The sequence below is a fragment of the Sorangium sp. So ce394 genome (genome assembly GCF_051474665.1).
Taxonomy (GTDB): Bacteria; Myxococcota_A; Polyangia; order Polyangiales; family Polyangiaceae; genus Sorangium; species Sorangium cellulosum_D.
Window position 1 is genome coordinate 398,279 of sequence record NZ_CP150339.1, and the last position, 17,038, is coordinate 415,316.

Below are 17,038 nucleotides of genomic sequence, written 5' to 3' on the forward strand. Positions count from 1 at the left end.
TTCTACAGCGGAGCTGTCGGTGTCGAGCTCCGGATGGCTATAAGCCCTCGTCGCTGCCGCAGACGGCGGAGACACGGACCATTGCCGCGACACAGGACAGCTTCGCCAGGGCCGGATACCACTGCTTCACGGAGTCATTCCCCCCTGCGTGCGAGGCACGGAGCGCCTCGACAGGAACGGCCGCAGGCGGACTCGACCCCCGAGGTCCGGCTTTGCCCTGCGTCGCTGCTCGGTTGCCCTGGTGAATGCCGGCACCCTCGGTCGTCCTTCGCGCAAACCGTGCGGGACGGCGTCTTTTTTTGCTGCGTCGACCGCCGATCGAGCCAAGCAGCCAGCGCGTAGAACTCCGCCGTTAGCGGCCCCGCTGCTTCGCCTCGGAGCGACTCCAGATTCTCTTGGTCAGGCCATGAAGGATCGCCGGCCCTACAGGGCAATGCGATCGGGCCGGCGCGCGGCGGACGACACCTGCGCGAGCGCATCGGCGAGCGCGCCGCGCGGATCCGCCGGCAGGTCGACCGAGCGCCACGCCACGTAACCGTCCGGGCGCACCAGCGACGCGCCCCCGGCCCCGATCCCGAACGTCTTCCGGAACGCTCCCTCCTCGACAGGGAGCACCTCCGCGCCGATCCGAACGCATTCGAGCGCGACGCCGAGCCGCTCGACGGCATGCGTCGCGGCGGGGCCCCACCGCGCGTCCTCGGCGAGCAGCACCCAGGTTCGCTGGAACAGATCGAGCGTGGACAGCCGCTCGTCGCCCCTCGCCACCCACGCGTGCGGCGCGCGCGTGCCCGGCTGACCCGCCCATTGCTCGGGCCGCATCGCCGGCGGGAGCCCGTCGCCCGCGCCGAGCACCGCGGTCGATCGGTACAGCTGACCGAGCTCCATCGCATCGTCGTCGATGATCGGCACGCCCGCGGCGGCCCCGCCCGCGTATGCCTTGTAGTCGGCCCGGGCGAAGATCTGGTCGTGCCGGAGCCACGCGATCGGGCGTCGCTCGGCGTCGTAGGTGTCGAGCAGCTCTCGCGTCGACGCGCCCGACAGGACCGCAGACAGCTTCCACGCGAGGTTGTGGGCGTCCTCGATGCCGGTGTTCGCGCCGTAACCGCCGCGGCTCGGCGGCAGGGTGTGCGCGGCGTCCCCGGCGAGGAATACCCTGCCGGACGCGAAGCGATCCGCGATCAGGCCGCTCATCTCCCATCGTCCGGTGGTGACGATCTCGACGTCCAGGTCCGACCTGCCGATGGCCCTCGATATCAACGCCCTCAGCGCGCCCGCGTCGCGCTCCTCGTCGTCCCAGAACATCAGGACCCAGCGGCCATCGCCGTAGGTGGTGAGGAATGCCTTGAACCCCGGCTGCTCGATCGCGAACTGCGTGACCCCCGTCCGGCGGTACTCCTCGAGCGGAGCCCGGAACAGGACGCTGCGCACCGTCTGGATGTGGCCCCGCCCGGAGCGGCCGATCCCGAGCGCCTCGCGGATCGGGCTGCGGTGGCCGTCCGCCGCCACCAGGTAGTCCGCGCGCATCGCGTACGCTCGCCCGCCGCGCTCGCGCAGCCACGCGGTCACCCCGTCGGCGTCCTGCTCGAAGCGGACCAGCTCGGTCTCGAGCCTGATGTCGGCGCCGAGCTCGGCCGCCCTGTCCCGGAGCATGGGCTCGAGGCGATCCTGAGCGAGCGCGGCGCCCGCGCACGGCGAGCGCTCGATCGAGGGCGCCCCCTGCTCCCCGGGCGTCCACGGGAGCTCTTCGAACCACTCGCCGGCGAGGCTCTCGACCCGGGCTCGGCGCAGCCGGAAGGTGGGCGGCACCTGCGGGATGCGCGAGCCCAGCCCGACCGCGCGATAGAGCTCCAGCGTCCTCGGCGTGTAGCCGATCGCGCGCGGATGCGGCGAGCTGCCCGCGTGCCGCTCGACCACGACCGCCCGCACACCTCGCCAGGCCAGGAATACCGCGGCCGAAAGGCCGACCAAGCTGCCCCCGACCACGAGCGCCGACGTCGATTCTACGTGCATGATGACCGTCCTTTGATACAGTGTATCACGTCGATACAGTGTATCGCGCCCGATTTGTTGTCAACCGCGCTCCGATGCGAACAAGACCGGGGCATGACCGCACGGCAGAAGAAAGCGCGCGCGACCGGCGCCCCCCTCCTCTGGGAGCGTCCGGAGCCCGTCCCCCGTCCCGCGCCCGGACCGCTGAGCAGAGACCGGATCGTGCGCGCCGCCATCGCGCTCGCCGACGCGGAAGGCCTCGCCGCAGTGTCGCTGCGCAAGGTCGGGGCCTCGCTCGACGCCGGTCCGATGCGCCTCTACGGCTACCTGGACACGAAGGAGGAGCTGCTCGAGCTCATGGTCGACGCGGTGTACGGGGAGATGGCGTCGGCAGGGCCGATCCCCGGCGGCTTTCGCGAGGCGCTCCGGGCGATCGCCCACCGCACCCGGCGGGCCGCCAGGGAGCATGCATGGTTCATCGATCTGCTGGGCGGCCGCCCGCATCTCGGTCCGAACGCGCTCGCGCACCTCGAGGCCTCGTTCGCCGCGCTGAGCGGGGCTCCGGGCTTCGAGGACATCGATGCCGTCATGCTGGCCGTCGGGACCGTCAACGCCTATGTGATCGGCGCCATCCGCGGCGAGGCCAACGAGCTGCGCGCCGAGCTCGCGAGCGGCATGAGCCAGGCCGAATGGCAGCGAGCGTCGGACGCGTACATCCACCGGATGATCGCCACCGGCCGCTTCCCGACGCTCGCCAAGGTGGTCCGGGACGCCTCGCACCCGCCGGCCGACGTCGTGTTCGACGGGGGCCTCGATTGCGTGCTCGACGGCATCGAGGCGCGGCTCTCGCGCGGAACGAAGGCGGGCGCAGGCGCTCGCGAGCGGCGGTAGCCGCGGCCTCTTGCCCCGCGATCAGCTGCCCTTGCAGACGTCGGCGCAGGTGCCCGTCGCAGCGGCACACGCGAAGGACGCGCAGTCCGAATCGGCGGAGCAGGGCGCGCCGGCGGCGCCGAGCGGCGCGCACGTGGCCCCATCGCACGCCGTACCGGCCGCGCAGTCTCCGTCCGACGCGCATGGACCGCCCGCCGGCTCGCGCGCCTGGCACGTCCCGTCCTCGCCGCAGCGAAGCTCCTCCTGGCAGTCGAGGGTTCCCTTGCACGACGCGCCCACGGCGAGCCGTGGCGCGCACGCCCCCTCGTCGGACGGCGAGGGCTGGTCGCATCGGAGCGCCTCGTCGCAGTAAAACGCCGAGGAGCATGGCTCTCCGGCCGCCGCCCTCGCCCTGCACGCCGACGTCGTCTGCCCGCTCGCGTCGGTGCTGCGCACGCAGCGGTCCCGGGCGCAGTCCCAGTCCGTGGCGCACGTCCCGCCCTCGGGCACGGAGCCGTCCCACGCGTCGAGGCAGGACGGCGTGAACCCGTCGTTCACCCCCAAGAGCACGCCCAGGATCTGAAGCTCGGCGCAGGGGGCCGCGTCCACCTCGGCGAGGCACGCCTCCGCCTTTTCCGGGACGAACGTGCCGTTCACCTCGCCTCCGCCGGTGACGGCAACGAGGATCGCTTCGAGCGTCGACGCGCACGCGTCGGCGGAGCTCGCGTCCAGGTCATGCGCGGCCCGGGTCGCCGCGTCGCAGCACGCGAAGGTGCGGTCGCAGAGGGCCTTCGCATACCTGGAGAAGAAGTCGCCGCTTGTCGGCCCCGGCCCTCCGCTGCTCGCCCGCGTCTCGTCGTCCCCGCATCCGGGCACGGCGGACATCAAGACGGCGACGGCCGAGAGGAGCGTCGCGAGCAAGACGGGTCGATGCGTGCGCATGAAGAACCTCCTCGGTCCGATCTTAGATGGATTCGCCGGGGCCAAGCCAGCGTGAGCTCCATGACAGGCATCATCCTCCTCGCCGAAGCGGGGGAGGACCAGATGTCGAGATGATGCGCGAGCGCCTCAGGGAGGCGGAGATCGTGGGAGGTTGTGCCGACCGCCCCTGGCCTGGCGCGGTTTGTCGCTGGTGGCGCGGTTTGTCGCTGGTGGCGCGGTTTGTCGCCGCGTGGCGCGATTTGTCGCCTTCGCGCTCGGTTTACAGCCGAGTACACAAACATTCGCAATGGGAGAACGCCTGTGTCTGCGCGTGCAGGCCGGGCGAGAGCGGATTCGCTTCGTCTCCTCCCATCAACAACGGCGTCGAGGGCTTATTCATGACGAGTCTAAGATCCATACTGCTACGTCAGGTCGCTCAATCGCGCGCCGCCCCATGGCGCGCGGCGCGCTTGCCGCTCCTCGCGTGCCTGGGCGCGCTCACGACCGCCTGCACGGCCGGCGCCGACGATCCGGTCGAGCTGGACGGGCCCGTCGGTCAGGCGGAACAGGCGCTCTGCGCGCCGGACGACGTGGCCTGCAACGACACGACCATCCACGACTGGCCGACGTGGTCCCAGCAGCCCGACCGGCCGGACCCCGTCATCGAGGGAGAGGCCCCGGACGCCGGCACAGGCACGTTCCAGGTGCAGGCGTGCGATCCGAGCCAGCTCGGCAAGCTGCCGGAGAACCCGAACCCGAAGGGCGCCGACCTCCAGAACATCACCACGAACTTCCACGTCCTCCAGTCGATCCAGCTCCTCGCGTCGATCGTCAACAAGACGGCCGAGGCGATCAACGGCCTCAAGACGGAGCCGGCCGCGGACGCGGACAAGGGCACGTGCGTCTGCAGCCAGCAGGTGTCCTCCCAGTGCCTGAACGTCATCCAGCAGGACAAGACCACGTACGAGGAGTGCCTCGACTTCTGCGACCCGAGCTCGCCCTCCGCGGACCCGTGCAGCACCGGCGTCCTCGTGTGGCTCTCCAACGACATCCAGCAGACCCAGGCGGGCAAGGCCAAGTGGGCGCTCAGCACGGTGAAGTGGCTCGACAAGATCGCCGACCAGATCGGCGGCGGCCAGTTCGCCAATTTCCTGAGCCAGTTCGGCGGCGAGCTCGACAACATCAGCGAGGTGATGTCGAAGATCCAGTGCTACATCGACCAGTACACCGAGGGATACCACCTCGGCAGCTACTCGGACCAGCGGCCCGACCTGCACATGTGCATCCCGTGGGCCGGACACGGCGCCTACGCCAACCTGTCGGACAGCGACCGGTGGGGCATCGGCGGCCGCTATACGTCGCACACCCTGAGCAAGGAGCGCCGCGCCCAGATGCGCACCGGCGGCTTCGCCGTGACCGCGTTCGGCGAGACGCTGAGCATCCTGCCAGGGATGGAGTTCAACATGCAGCTTGACGGTTACAAGTGGTTCAACCGTGAAGCTCCCCTCGGCATCGAGGAGCTCGGCCACCTCGCCGGCGGCGGGGTCAGCCTCGACGCCGCGAAGAAGCTCGGCGTCTTCTACCTCGCGGACGAGGACCAGATGACGTCGCTCGACAGCGACGGCGACGGCCGCGTCTCCCCGCAGGAGTTCCTGATCGGCACGTACATGCCGTTCGACTACACGCCGACCGACGGCGTCCCGGCCCAGCTCACCTGGCCCCGCGAGGGCGCGGACGCGATCGAGGACTGGGAGGGGAAGTCGGCCGCGCTCCTCGCCGCGGCGCTCAACCTCGACCTGCGGCTGAAGCCGATCGAGAAGGAGCTGACGCCGATCCCCCTCCCGCCGGTCCCCGGCGCGTACCTCATCCCGTACTTCAAGCTCGGCGCAGGGGTGAAGTGGTACGACGAGGCGTATTTCATGCGCAAGCGCCTGCAGGAGGCGCTCAACAAGAACACGTCGCACAAGATCTCCGATCTCGACTTCAACCGCGACATGCACGGCTTCCAGGCGCCGGACGTGACCGCGGAGGCCGGGACGCAGGTGTCGGTGAGGCCGGAGGTGGGCGCGAAGCTCTTCCTCGGCGTGCCGATCGGCAAGCTCCTGAAGGTGGGCGTGGAGGCCAGCATCGGCTTCTCGGTCGATCTCAAGCCGAAGGGCTCCGGCGGCGTGGTCGACCTCAACGCCTCGCTCGAGCAGGCGCTCGTGAACAGCAACCCGAACGAGGACCTCGAGTGCAAGCCCGTCTTCTCCTACAAGGATGAGGCGTCCTGCTCGAACAAGTACATCCCCGAGTCGTCGCTGGATCTCGCCTGCTCCCCGCTCGACACGAAGAACTCCTGCTGCATCACCTTCATCAACGGCAGCCGCGCCTGCCTCGACGACTGGACGGGGATCACGCAGGATCAGTGCAGCCCGTCGAAGCTCTCGTACGCGCTGTTCTCGACGTTCCTGAAGGACAAGGACGCGAAGACGTACAAGAGCATCTTCCAGCAAGGCTTCACGACCCAGTGGAGCGCGAACAAGTCGTGCGAGGAGTGCGCGAACGACGGCACCTGCCCGAACAGCCTGCGCGCCCCCGCGCTGCCCGAGATCTCGGCGTGCGCCAAGCACGGCGTGTGCTGCCTGCCCGCGGTCTCTTCGCCCTACGGTCTGGCCTACTCGCTGTCGATCACGGACGGCACGTTCGGCGGCTCCCGCTTCCTCCAGCCCGCCGACCTCGCCTACGATCGCAGCGGTAACCGCCTCTTCGTCGCGGATCGGACCGCCATCCGCCGCATCAACCTGCAGACCGGCCAGGTGACGACGATCGCCGGCTCGGCCGCGGCGGGCAACGTCGACGGGGTCGGGACCGCCGCGCGGTTCAACACGATCTCGGGGATCACGTACGACGCGGGCTCGCTCTACATCGCCGATCGCGGCGCTCGCTCGGTCCGCAAGCTCAACCTGAGCACGAACCAGGTGACCACGATCGCGGATCGGACGGTGTTCCTGACGCCGCGGGACGTCGCCGTGCATAACGGCGCCCTCTACGTCACCGACAGCGGCGCCCGCACGCTGATCCACATCCCGCTCCCGTCGGGCGCGGCCACCACCGTGGCCGGCACGTCGGGCCAGACCGGGGGCACCGACGGCATCGGCTCGGCGGCCCGGTTCTCGGAGCCGACCAACCTCGTCGCCGACGGGCGCGGCAGGCTGTACATCAGCGACACGATCAACAACACGCTGCGGCGGTTCGACGTCGCTTCGGCGGCGGTCACCACCGTGGCCGGGACCAGCGGCTCGGCGGGCTCCGCGGACGGCATCGGCTCGGCCGCGCGGTTCACCGCGCCGAAGGGGCTCACCGTCGACAGCGTGGGTCACGTGCTCGTCGTCGACGGCAACAAGCCCGGTCGCGTGCGGCGCTTCGACCCGGAGACCTCCGCCGTGACGACCGTCTCCGGTGCTCCCGGCACCGTGGCGACGGACGGCCTGGCCGACGACGCGATCTTCGAGCTGCCCTCCGGCGTGGCCGTGCTCCCGACCGGCGACATCTACGTGAGCGACACGACCCCTGCGACGGTCCGCAAGATCAGCGGCGACTGCGACTCGGGCATCCCCGGCGCCGTCGTGTTCGACGTCACGGAGGCCGAGTGCCCCGGCAACTTCGACGCGTACAGCTGCCTGTCGGAGACCAAGGCCGACGCCACGGAGTGGCAGGGGCCCGGGTGCCACCCGCTCCAGACGGGCTTCCCGTCGGCGTGCGGCTGCACCTCGAACGCCGATTGCGCGAGCGGCGAGACGTGCGATGTCCAGGCGAAGGTGTGCACCGTCGGCGGGACGCCCGTCGACTGCGTCTGCACCGCGCAGAGCACCTGCCCGAACCAGCCCGGCCGCGCCTGCGTGAACGGGGCGTGCGCCCGGCACTGCACCTACAGCCCCTCGACGGCGAACACGGCCTGCGGCCAGAACGAGGTCTGCACGCCCGGCGGCACGTGCGAGCCGAAGGCCGGCCCGAACGTGCCTTATGCCGAGGAGGTGATCTGGGGCATGAAGAACGGGGATGACCCGACCCACGCGATCGCGACGTACGGCCTGACCGAGATCGAGCTCATCGCCGCGCTCAACGCGGGCATCCACGTGGGCCTCGAGGCGAAGCTGTTCAAGAAGTGGAAGAAGTTCACGCTGTGGAAGTGGCGGCGCACCTTCGATATCGGCTCGGTCTCGAAGTACAAGTTCCAGCCCGGGCTCGAGGCCACCTACCAGTGGGACACCTCGCCGCTCGGCGACATCACCAACTACCAGCCCGGCGAGGTCACGCGGTACGCGCAGGTGAACGCGGCGACGGCCGACTTCCTCGCGTGGTGCAAGGACGAGATGCCGCTGCACGCGGCGGACCCGCTGCCCCCCACCACCGATGACGTGGTCGGCGGCGTGGAGGACGTCGTGAACTTCGGCTTCGACGTGGGCGAGACGGTCTCGTCGGCCGAGAACCTCTGCATCAACGGCCAGCCCATGACCGACTGGCTGCAGGACCAGGACGCGCTCACCCAGACGTTCGTGACCGGGACCTGCTCGTACGTCGGCCCGCAGACCGGCTCGCGCGGGAGCCTCACCTTCCCGTGCCAGGAGTCGCATCGCCACCTGCTCAAGCACTGGGGGTGCCTGGACACGCAGCGCACGGCTCAGTCCCTCCAGCTGGCCATCGGCGACTTCAGCGGCGCGGTGGTCAACCCCGGCACGGCCCACTTCGACCTGACCAAGGTCCTCGTCGACCCGGACGCCGGCCTCGAGGCCGAGAACCTGGTGAAGCGGACCGCCGCGTCCGAGGCGTGGCTCGCCGAGGTGGAGACCTGCTTCGACGACCACTACGAGGACACGATCCCCTGCGCGTGCCAGACGGACGCGGACTGCACCACCGGCCCCGGGCAGACCTGCGTGAGCGGGACGTGCCAGACGCCGGAGAACACGGTCGCCGAGTGCTCCGTCGTGGAGAACACGGGCGTCACCGTCGAGCGGTGCTGCGGCGACGGCGTGCAGCAGGCCTCGGAGCAGTGCGACGACGGCAACACCGTGAGCGGCGACGGCTGCTCGGCGCTCTGCAAGCCGGAGTCGAAGGGCGCGTGCTGCCGGTCGGGCGGCTGCACCGACCTCGGCCAGGGCGGCATCAGCTCCGGCCAGAGCTGCGCGAGCGCCGGCGGCTACTTCGTCAGCGGCTATAGCTGCGCCGAGGTCGACGCGTGCGGCAGCGAGCCTGTCGGCGCTTGCCACGAGGCCGACGGGACCTGCCACGACCCGACGACCCAGTCGCAGTGCGCGGCGGTGCCGGGGGCGGTGTTCACCGTCAACGGGGCCTGCGAGAACCCGGTCCAGACGCTGACGCTGCAGCCCGGCAGCGCCGGCATCGACGCGCACATCACCAACATGACCGGGGCCAGCGGGAACAACTACGGCAACACCGTCAACCTGACCGCGGGGTCCTGGACGGCGAACAGCGTCTGGTACCGGAACCGGAGCCTGCTCCGCTTCGATCTCTCGCCCATCCCGGCGGGCGCGACGATCGAGCGGGCGCGCCTGAGCCTGTACGCGGACCCCGACGCGCGCCTCTACGGCCAGGGGAACTACAACCCGTATTCCCCGGGGCACCTGACGGTCGGCGGCTCCAACGCCTTCCTGGTCCAGCGCATCACCGCGGCCTGGCAGGAGAACACGGTGACGTGGAACAACCAGCCGGCCGTGTCGACGGTCCACCAGGTGCTCCTGCCGCAGAGCACGTCGAGCAGCCAGGACTACGAGAACATCGACGTGACCGCGCTCGTGCGAGACATGCTCAGCCCGTCGTCGAGCAACAACGGATTCATGATCCGGCTCGACAGCGAGGCGAACAGCTACCGAGAGGTCTCGTTCACGTCGAGCGACTACGCGACCGCCCACCGGCGTCCGAAGCTCGAGGTCCTGTACCGCAACCCGTGAGAGCCGGCGTCACCGGTCCGGTCCGATAGGCACGCAGGGTAGCGGGCCGCCGTCCGCGAGGCGGCGCCCGCTACCCCGCCCATGCGGACGCCCTCTACGGCGTTGACGCGTCGGCCCGGTGACGCCGCTCCCGTTCACGCTTCAGCTTCCGTTCGTGTCCGAGAATGCAGAGGAATGCAGAGGAAATAGAGACGATGAGAACCGCACTTCGAACTTTCGCAGGCATCACCGGCGGCGTCCTTGCGGGCGTCTTGGGGCTGTCCACGGCGCTGGCTCAGGTCACGCCGCTCGACACAAACCACGTGGTCATCATCGACCGCTCCGGCAGCATGTATGGGACCAACCTCGCCCTCGCGCAGCAGGCGGCGAAGATCTACAAGAACACGCTCGCCTCGAGCAACGTGCCCGCCTCGCAGTCGTTCACCGAGCAGATCGGCCTGGCGAGCTACGCGGACACGGCCTCGGAGTCCTTCCCGATCACGCCGCTCCCGGCGTCCGGCTACGACGCGGCCGTGGACGCGCTCGTCGCCGACGGGTCGACGTCGATCGGGGCGGGCCTCGAGCAGGCGCTCGACATGCTCACCGCGGAGAACCCGACCAAGGGGCCGCGCGAGTGCGTCGTCCTCCTGTCCGACGGGCAGCACAACACGCCGCCGGCGCCGAGCGACTTCTTCACGGATTACTTCACTCGCGTGGACGAGGTCCACTCGATCGCGCTCGGGGCGGGGGCGGACGAGCCGCTGATGGCCGACATCGCGACGAACTACGGAACCTCGCCCGGGCTCTTCATGCGCGCCGACGTCAGCTCCGACATCGACCAGCTCGAGCTGCTCGGCGCGTTCAACCGCATGGCGAACGACTGCCGCGAGGGCGGCATGATCGATCAGGGGCTGAACCGGCTCGCGCCGGGGACCTCGCCGCAGGATCCTCCGCCGTGCGTTGATGTGTACGTCTCGGCCGCTCAGATCGTGGATTTCACGATGATCTTCCAGGGCAGCGCCGCCCCCGACGTGTACCTGATTCCGCCGTCGCAGCACCCGGAGCACCCTATCCCCATCACCGAGGCGAGCTACGGGTCGTCGAGCTCCGACCTGACCTTCTTCTCGGCCGACAACTTCAAGCGTTTTTCGCTGAACCTCACGCAGTCGTACGAGGAGGGCTTCTGGAGTTTCTGCGCCGCCAACAACACGCCGTCGGACATCTATATCTATTCCGCCGTGTCGACGCTGATCGACGATATCCAGCTCCAGGTCACCACGAACGGCCTGAACGTCGGGTCGCAGCCGCTGGTCGTCGAGGCCGCGGTGACCCACCTGGGCGCCCCCGTGACGGGCGCCGCGGTCATCGCCGAGATGGAGGCGCCGAGCGGCGCGGGTACGTCGCTCACGTTCTATGATGACGGGCTCGCCGCGCACGGCGACACCACGGCCAACGATGGCGTCTACTCGACGAAGTTCAATCAGTTCGCCGAGGGGGGGAGCCACCAGATCACGGTCTTCGCGGACCACGCCGGCAACTCCGCCGTCCCGATGTTCACGCGCCAGTACAAGTTCGGGGTTTACAAGGATCCCGCGACGGTCGTGACCTGCCAGAGCCTCGGCCAGGCGGGCCCGGCGACCACGGCGACCGTGAACGGCACGGCGTGCTTCCAGATCGACCCGGCGAACTACCCGACGGGGTGGACGCCGGCGAACCTGTGGCTGCAGGTGACCGCGATGGACGGCCTGCCGCTGAACGGCGTCAGCGTGTCCGTCAACGGCGGGGCGGCCCAGAGCCCCGCGGCGAACAGCTGGGGGATGCAGCTCTCGACGCCGTTCCCGGGCGCGGCGAGCCCCGTCGTCTACCAGGTGAGCACGACGTCGAGCCGGCAGCTCCAGCTGGCGTGGCATCCGTGATCGCCGCCGCGCCCCCGGCGCGGGCCTGCCGCGGCGCCAGCGCGGGCGGTCGCGGGTGACCACGCGGCCGCAGCGCCGGTGGGCCTTGGCCTTCCGGCGCCGCGGCGGGCCTTGCCGGCGTCGCGGCGGGCCTTGCCGGCGTCGCGGCGGGTCTACCGGCGCCGCAGCGCGCGGGACGCGGAGCGGGCGCTCGCGTAGCCGAGCTCGGCGGCGAGCGCGTGCCGCGAGGGGGTGGCGATGGCCAGGTACCGATCCACGAGCGCGGCGCGCGTCTCCGCGAGGAGCGTGCGGTGCGACGTGCCCTGCTCCCGCAGCTGCCGCTGGAGCGTGCGTGCGCTCACGCCCATGCGCTCGGCCACCCGATCGATGTTCGGGTTGCCCTCGGCGATGCACTCGCGGAGCGCGTGGCGGACCTCGTCGACGAAGCCGGACGGCGGCGCGGCGGGCGGCGGCGCGTCGACCCGATGTTGCTGCTGGAGCCGCAGCTGCGCGAGCTCCTCGAGGATCTCGCACAGCCGGAGGTCGGGGGAGCGGAACGGAATCTCCAGGTGCTCCCGCCGGAAGACCAGCTCGTCGCAGGGGGCGCCGAACTCGACCGGCGCGTCGAAGATCTGTTCGTAGGCGCCTGCGCTGCCCCGGCGGTGGTGCCGGAAGCGCACGGCCAGCGGGCGGACGTGCTCGCCGGAGAACGTCCGCGCCCGGAGCACGGTCATGCCGGCGAGGAGCTCCGACACGGCGGGGAGGCCGTTGGGCGCGACGTGGCGGAAGCGCGCGCGGCCGCCGTCCGCGCTCAAGCTCAGCTCGCCGGAGTCGGCGAGCAGCGGGGCGAAGCGGATGAAGCGGGAGAGCGCCGCGCCGAAGCTTTCGCTGTTCCGCGACAGGTAGTCGAGGATGTCGAGCGTGCCGACGTCGAGCGTCTCGGCGATGCGGAGCCCGAGCAAGGGGTCGCCGCTCACCCGTTCGGCGGACGACCAGACGTACCGCGCCGCGCTCAAGGGGATCGGCACGCCGCGCTGGCTGAGGGCCCCCGGCGGAAGCGCCGCGCCCCGCAGGACCGCGTCGAGCGGCAGGCCGAGCTTCGGTGCGGCGGAGATGAGGAGCAAGATGAAGTCGGAAAATGCAGGCGGAGCCGGCTCTTTGCGCACATTTCCTCACAAATCTAAGGACCTAGACGATAGAGGGATGTGGGCCGCCTTGCAACCTGGGCGGGCGTCGGGAGCGTGCGTTCCCGTGGATGCCGCGCCCTCGCCATGCGCTCGCCACGCCCGCTGGTCGTCGGGGCGCCGTGGCCACCTGATGGCCGGCCTGCGGCGTCGTCCGCGAGCGCGGGGGGAGCCCGCGTGCTCACGCTCGTCGGGGTGGCGGCCGTGGTCGTCGGCGTTCCCGGCTCGGACGGCGACAGCCTCGACCTCGACGACCTCCCGATCCCTCAGGCGGGGAGCTGTGGGGGGTGTTTCGAGGTGGACCAGGCCGTGAACGAGGAAGGCGGCTGCGCTGACGTGACCCCCGGCAGCAGCGCGGCTGTTTGCGGGCCGGGCGATACGGAGCTTGGCATCGCGCGCGACCTGCCGGCGCTCGATGACGGCGCATCGCCCGATCCGGGCGTGTCACCTCGCGGCGACTTTGTAAAGAATATTTAAAAATGAAGCCCCGACGGCGCTGGACATTGAACGTCGGGTGTCATCCGCTACATCATCGCTCGCCTGAGGTCGCTCCGAGCAATGCTTGGTCGCCCCCTGGGCGCGGCATCGCGCGCTGGGCGGCGAAGGCTGTCTCCCCGGCGGTTTCCTGCGGGGGAGTGGGGCACGAGGCCCGGGCTGCGCCGCTGGGCGGCTCGGGCCGAGCGGCGACCTTGCTGAAGGATGGATGGAACGCGCCGCTCGACTGCTCGCAACCATTCGCGGTGGTCGGGGGCCGCGCTTGTAACGGAGAATACCTGGATGGGAAGCTCGAAGATGGGGCTGCTATGGGCGTGCGGGGTCGGAGCGGCCCTGTTCGCCGGGGGGTGCTCGGATGCCGGGGAGGAGATGCCGGAGCGCCTCGACGAAGTTTCGCGATCGCTCACCCTGGCGGATCGGCTCGATCAATGCGCGCAGGATCCGCGCGTGGTCGCCGGGCTCGTTTCGCAGGACATCTGCGCGGGCGCGGGGGTCTTCTTCCACGAGACGTTCGAGGGCAACGGCCGCACCTGCGGTACCTGCCACCCCGTGGCCAACAACACGACGCTCGACGTGCAGTTCATCAGGGCCCTGGACCAGACCAACCCCGATGACCCGCTCTTCGTCTTCAGGGAGGTGCCGGAGCTCGCCGAGCTCGAGACCTCGGACCTCCTGGACGACGCGGCCATCCTCGAGAACGTGGACGGGTTCATCGATCCGACGCACCGGTTCGTCTCGCGCGGGGTGAACCACGTCCTGTCGCTGAGCACCAGCATCCGGGCGGATTCGGGGGACGGCACCACCAATCCGCCCGCGGAGCGGACGGGCTGGGGCGGGGACGGCTCGAGCGACGGCACGCTGCGCGGCTTCCTCAAGGACGCGGTCACCCAGCATTTTCCGAAGCGCCTCGCCCGCGAGCCGGGCGTCGATTTCCGCTTGCCGACGCCGGAAGAAGAGGACGTGACGCTGGCCTTCCAGCTCAGCCTGGGTCGGCTGAACGAGCTCGATCTGGCGAGCGTTCGCATGTTCGACGCGGAGGCGGAGGACGGCCGGCAAGCGTTCATGGACCCGGACCGCGGCCGCTGCAACGTGTGCCACCACAACGCCGGCGCGAACTTCCAGGACACCGGCAACAACCGCAACTTCGACACCGGCACGCGCAACAGGGGGTCGTCGCTCAATGGGGGCAGCTTCGGGGGCGAGTTCCTCGCGGACGGCGGCTTCGGGGGGCGAGACCTGCCAGCGCCCAATTTCGATGGCACGGGTATCGGTTTCCCGAATTCGTTCGGCAACGGCACCTTCAACCCGCCGCCGCTGATCGAGGCCGCGGACACGCCGCCCTTCTTCCACAACAACCTGCAGATCAACGACAGGGCGGATCCGGGCATCAACGATGCCGTCACGTTCTACGCCTCGACGCCCTTCAACTTGTCGCCTGCCGCCCAGGAGCTCGAGCAGCGCTTCGGGACGCCGCTCAACCTGGTGCCGCTCGACGCGAACGCCATCGCTCGTTTCTTGCGCGCGCTGAACGCCGCTTTCAACGTCGACATCGCGAAGCAACGGCTGGACGCCGCGCGGGTGCTCGTCGACAGCTTCGCGAACACGCGCGCCGACGTGCAGCAGAGGCTGATGGAGCTCGCCCGCGTCGAGATCGACGACGCCATCGAGGTGATGGCGCCGATGGCGCTGTATCCCGCTGCGTCGCAGCAGCTCGACCTCGCGCGCGTCGAGATCGCGCAGGGTATCGCGGCTAGCTCGGCGGTCGAGCGCCGCAACCGCATCGTGAACGCCGTCGCGCGCGTGACGACCGCGCGGGCCCAGTTCGGGCAGAACATCACGTTCGTGCTCGGTCAGGGCAACCTGATGTACTGAGCGCGGCGGCCTCGCCGAGCGCCGCGCGAACGGTGTTCGGCTGAGCGGCGCCGGGGGCGGTCACGAGAAGAGCATCTCGGAGCCGTGGGCCGTCAGGTGGGCCGTCAGGAACCTGAGCTGGCGCGCGCCCGCGGGGCAGCCGCTGCGCGTCGAGCTCCGCCCGCGGGGCTAACCTCGCCCGCGGGGCTAACCTGGGTCCGCGCCCGCCCGCGGGACTAACCTGGGTCCGCGCCCGCCCGCGGGACTCGCCCGCGGGACTCGCCCGCGGGACTAACCTGGGTCCGCCGCCCGCGGGACTAACCTGGGTCCGCAATGAATAACCTGGGTCGACCTCGGGGGATGGCGGGGTGGGTCGGCCTCGGGGATGGCGGGCTACGTCCGCCATGGCGCCGCCACCCCCCTACGCAGATGGATCATCGTACTTTCCGCACGATTTCGCGTGCATGTCACGGTACGGTTTGTGCTGGCAGGAGCCGCATGTCCGCTCCTCGGAGACTCATCGCCGGCGCCACCTACTTCGTGACGAGGCGCTGCACCCAGCGGCAGATGATGCTGCGGCCCTCCGTGGAGACGAACCAGGTGTTCCTGTACTGCCTCGCGGTGGCCGCCGAGCGCGCCGGCATCGAACTCCACGCCTTCGTCGTCATGTCCAACCACTGGCACGCTGTGTTGACCGATCCAGAGGCCCGCTTGCCCCAGTTCCTGCAGCTCCTCCATCGGCTCGTCGCGAGCTGCATGAATGCCTTCCTGGGCCGAACCGAGAACTTCTGGTCGGCGGAGCACGCGAGCATCATCGCGCTCGAGAGCGCCGAGGACGTGCTTGACAAGATCGCGTACGTCATCACCAACCCGACCGCCGCCGGCCTCGTGCGGTCCCCCGAGGAGTGGCCCGGAGCGATCACCACAAAGCTCGGCCAGCGCCACGTCGCGACGATGCCTGAGGTCTACTTCCGCCGGCATGGCGCCAGGCTGCCCGAGCGGGCGCGCATCGACTGCACCGTGCCGCCTGTCCTCCGCGAGCTGGACGCGGAGACCATCGATCGACGCCTTCGCGTACTCGTTGCGCGCAACGTTCGGCAGGCACGATCCAAGGTCCGCGCTAGCAGACGCACGTTCCTCGGCGCGGACGGGGCGCGGACGATGTCACCTTGGCAGCGGGCGGCCACACCGGAGCCGCTCCGCCGTCGCCGGCCAGCTGTCGCGGTGAGCGATCCCCACGATCGCAAGGTAGCCCTAACGAGGCTCCGCGCCTTTCGGAGCATGTACCGGATCGCTCTGAGTCGCTGGAGGAGCGGCGATCGAACAGCACGCTTTCCAGAGGGTACGTACATGATGCGTGTGTTCCACGGTGCCTGCTGCGACCCCGCGTCGTAGAGACGGCCACCAGGAGTAGTACTCAGGAAGCGGCCTCAAATCGCGGCCAGAGCGCGGCGCGCTGTCTACGGGGCAGTGAACGGCGCGATGTCGTGCGACGCGGCGGTCAAAGGCTCGCCGCCGGTTCCAGGTCGGCGCAGCCGAGCCGTGAAGATGCTCGGTAGCGCCGCGCGGCGCGACCGCCCGTGCGGCCTCCGGCGCCTCCGGACGCCTCGTGCAAGCGATCGGGGAATTAGTAACCTGGGTTCGATTCACGCCGGGTTCGATTCACGCTATCAGGGAATTAGTAACCTGGGTTCGATTCACGCCGTTCCTCCACGGACCAGGGTGTCGCGCTGGTCGGGGTGTCGCGCTGGTCGATCTCGTCGAGGGATGGGGCTCGCGACCGGGGGCAGACTTCACGACGCTCCGATTCCACCACGATCGGAGCTACGTCTGGATGGCGCTTCACGAAAGAACGTCGTGCTCGCGCGGCTCGCGAGCGACGAGCGCGGCAGGATTATCGCGG

9 protein-coding genes are annotated in these 17,038 nt (G+C 70.0%); 6 read left to right on the forward strand and 3 right to left on the reverse strand.

Features of this window, described 5'->3' with window-relative positions; all coding sequences use genetic code 11:
* Positions 1-423: 423 nt before the first annotated feature.
* Positions 424-2,010, reverse strand: coding sequence for an FAD-dependent monooxygenase (locus WMF33_RS01510; RefSeq protein WP_437335470.1), 1,587 nt, complete (start codon positions 2,008-2,010; stop codon positions 424-426).
* Positions 2,011-2,211: 201 nt separating this feature from the next.
* Here WMF33_RS01510 and WMF33_RS01515 point away from each other — a divergent pair, with 201 nt between their 5' ends.
* Positions 2,212-2,880, forward strand: a complete 669-nt coding sequence (locus tag WMF33_RS01515) for a TetR/AcrR family transcriptional regulator (RefSeq protein ID WP_437335471.1) — start codon at positions 2,212-2,214, stop codon at positions 2,878-2,880.
* Between the two features lie 21 nt (positions 2,881-2,901).
* Here WMF33_RS01515 and WMF33_RS01520 read toward each other — a convergent pair whose 3' ends face one another.
* Positions 2,902-3,801 (reverse strand): hypothetical protein, encoded by a 900-nt coding sequence (locus WMF33_RS01520; RefSeq protein WP_437335472.1) that lies wholly within the window; start codon positions 3,799-3,801, stop codon positions 2,902-2,904.
* Positions 3,802-4,250: 449 nt separating this feature from the next.
* Here WMF33_RS01520 and WMF33_RS01525 point away from each other — a divergent pair, with 449 nt between their 5' ends.
* Both WMF33_RS01525 and WMF33_RS01530 read left to right on the forward strand, forming a co-directional pair.
* Complete coding sequence (locus tag WMF33_RS01525; protein ID WP_437335473.1) at positions 4,251-9,731, forward strand: DNRLRE domain-containing protein; 5,481 nt, start codon at positions 4,251-4,253, stop codon at positions 9,729-9,731.
* A gap of 194 nt (positions 9,732-9,925) precedes the next feature.
* Positions 9,926-11,626 carry a VWA domain-containing protein gene (locus WMF33_RS01530; protein ID WP_437335474.1) on the forward strand — a complete coding sequence of 567 codons (1,701 nt, stop codon included), beginning with the start codon at positions 9,926-9,928 and terminating at the stop codon, positions 11,624-11,626.
* 152 nt (positions 11,627-11,778) lie between these two features.
* Here WMF33_RS01530 and WMF33_RS01535 read toward each other — a convergent pair whose 3' ends face one another.
* A complete protein-coding gene (locus WMF33_RS01535) occupies positions 11,779-12,729 on the reverse strand; it encodes an AraC family transcriptional regulator ligand-binding domain-containing protein (RefSeq protein WP_437335475.1) in 951 nt (316 codons plus the stop codon).
* A 237-nt stretch (positions 12,730-12,966) separates the two neighbouring features.
* Between WMF33_RS01535 and WMF33_RS01540 the strand changes: the two genes are divergently transcribed.
* The 3 genes from WMF33_RS01540 (at position 12,967) to WMF33_RS01550 (ending at position 16,530) form a co-directional block, all read left to right on the forward strand.
* On the forward strand, positions 12,967-13,266 hold the full coding sequence (locus tag WMF33_RS01540; RefSeq protein WP_437335476.1) for a hypothetical protein: 300 nt from the start codon (positions 12,967-12,969) through the stop codon (positions 13,264-13,266).
* A gap of 300 nt (positions 13,267-13,566) precedes the next feature.
* On the forward strand, positions 13,567-15,156 hold the full coding sequence (locus WMF33_RS01545) for a hypothetical protein (RefSeq protein ID WP_437335477.1): 1,590 nt from the start codon (positions 13,567-13,569) through the stop codon (positions 15,154-15,156).
* Between the two features lie 564 nt (positions 15,157-15,720).
* A complete protein-coding gene (locus WMF33_RS01550; RefSeq protein WP_437335478.1) occupies positions 15,721-16,530 on the forward strand; it encodes a transposase in 810 nt (269 codons plus the stop codon).
* Positions 16,531-17,038 lie beyond the last annotated feature (508 nt).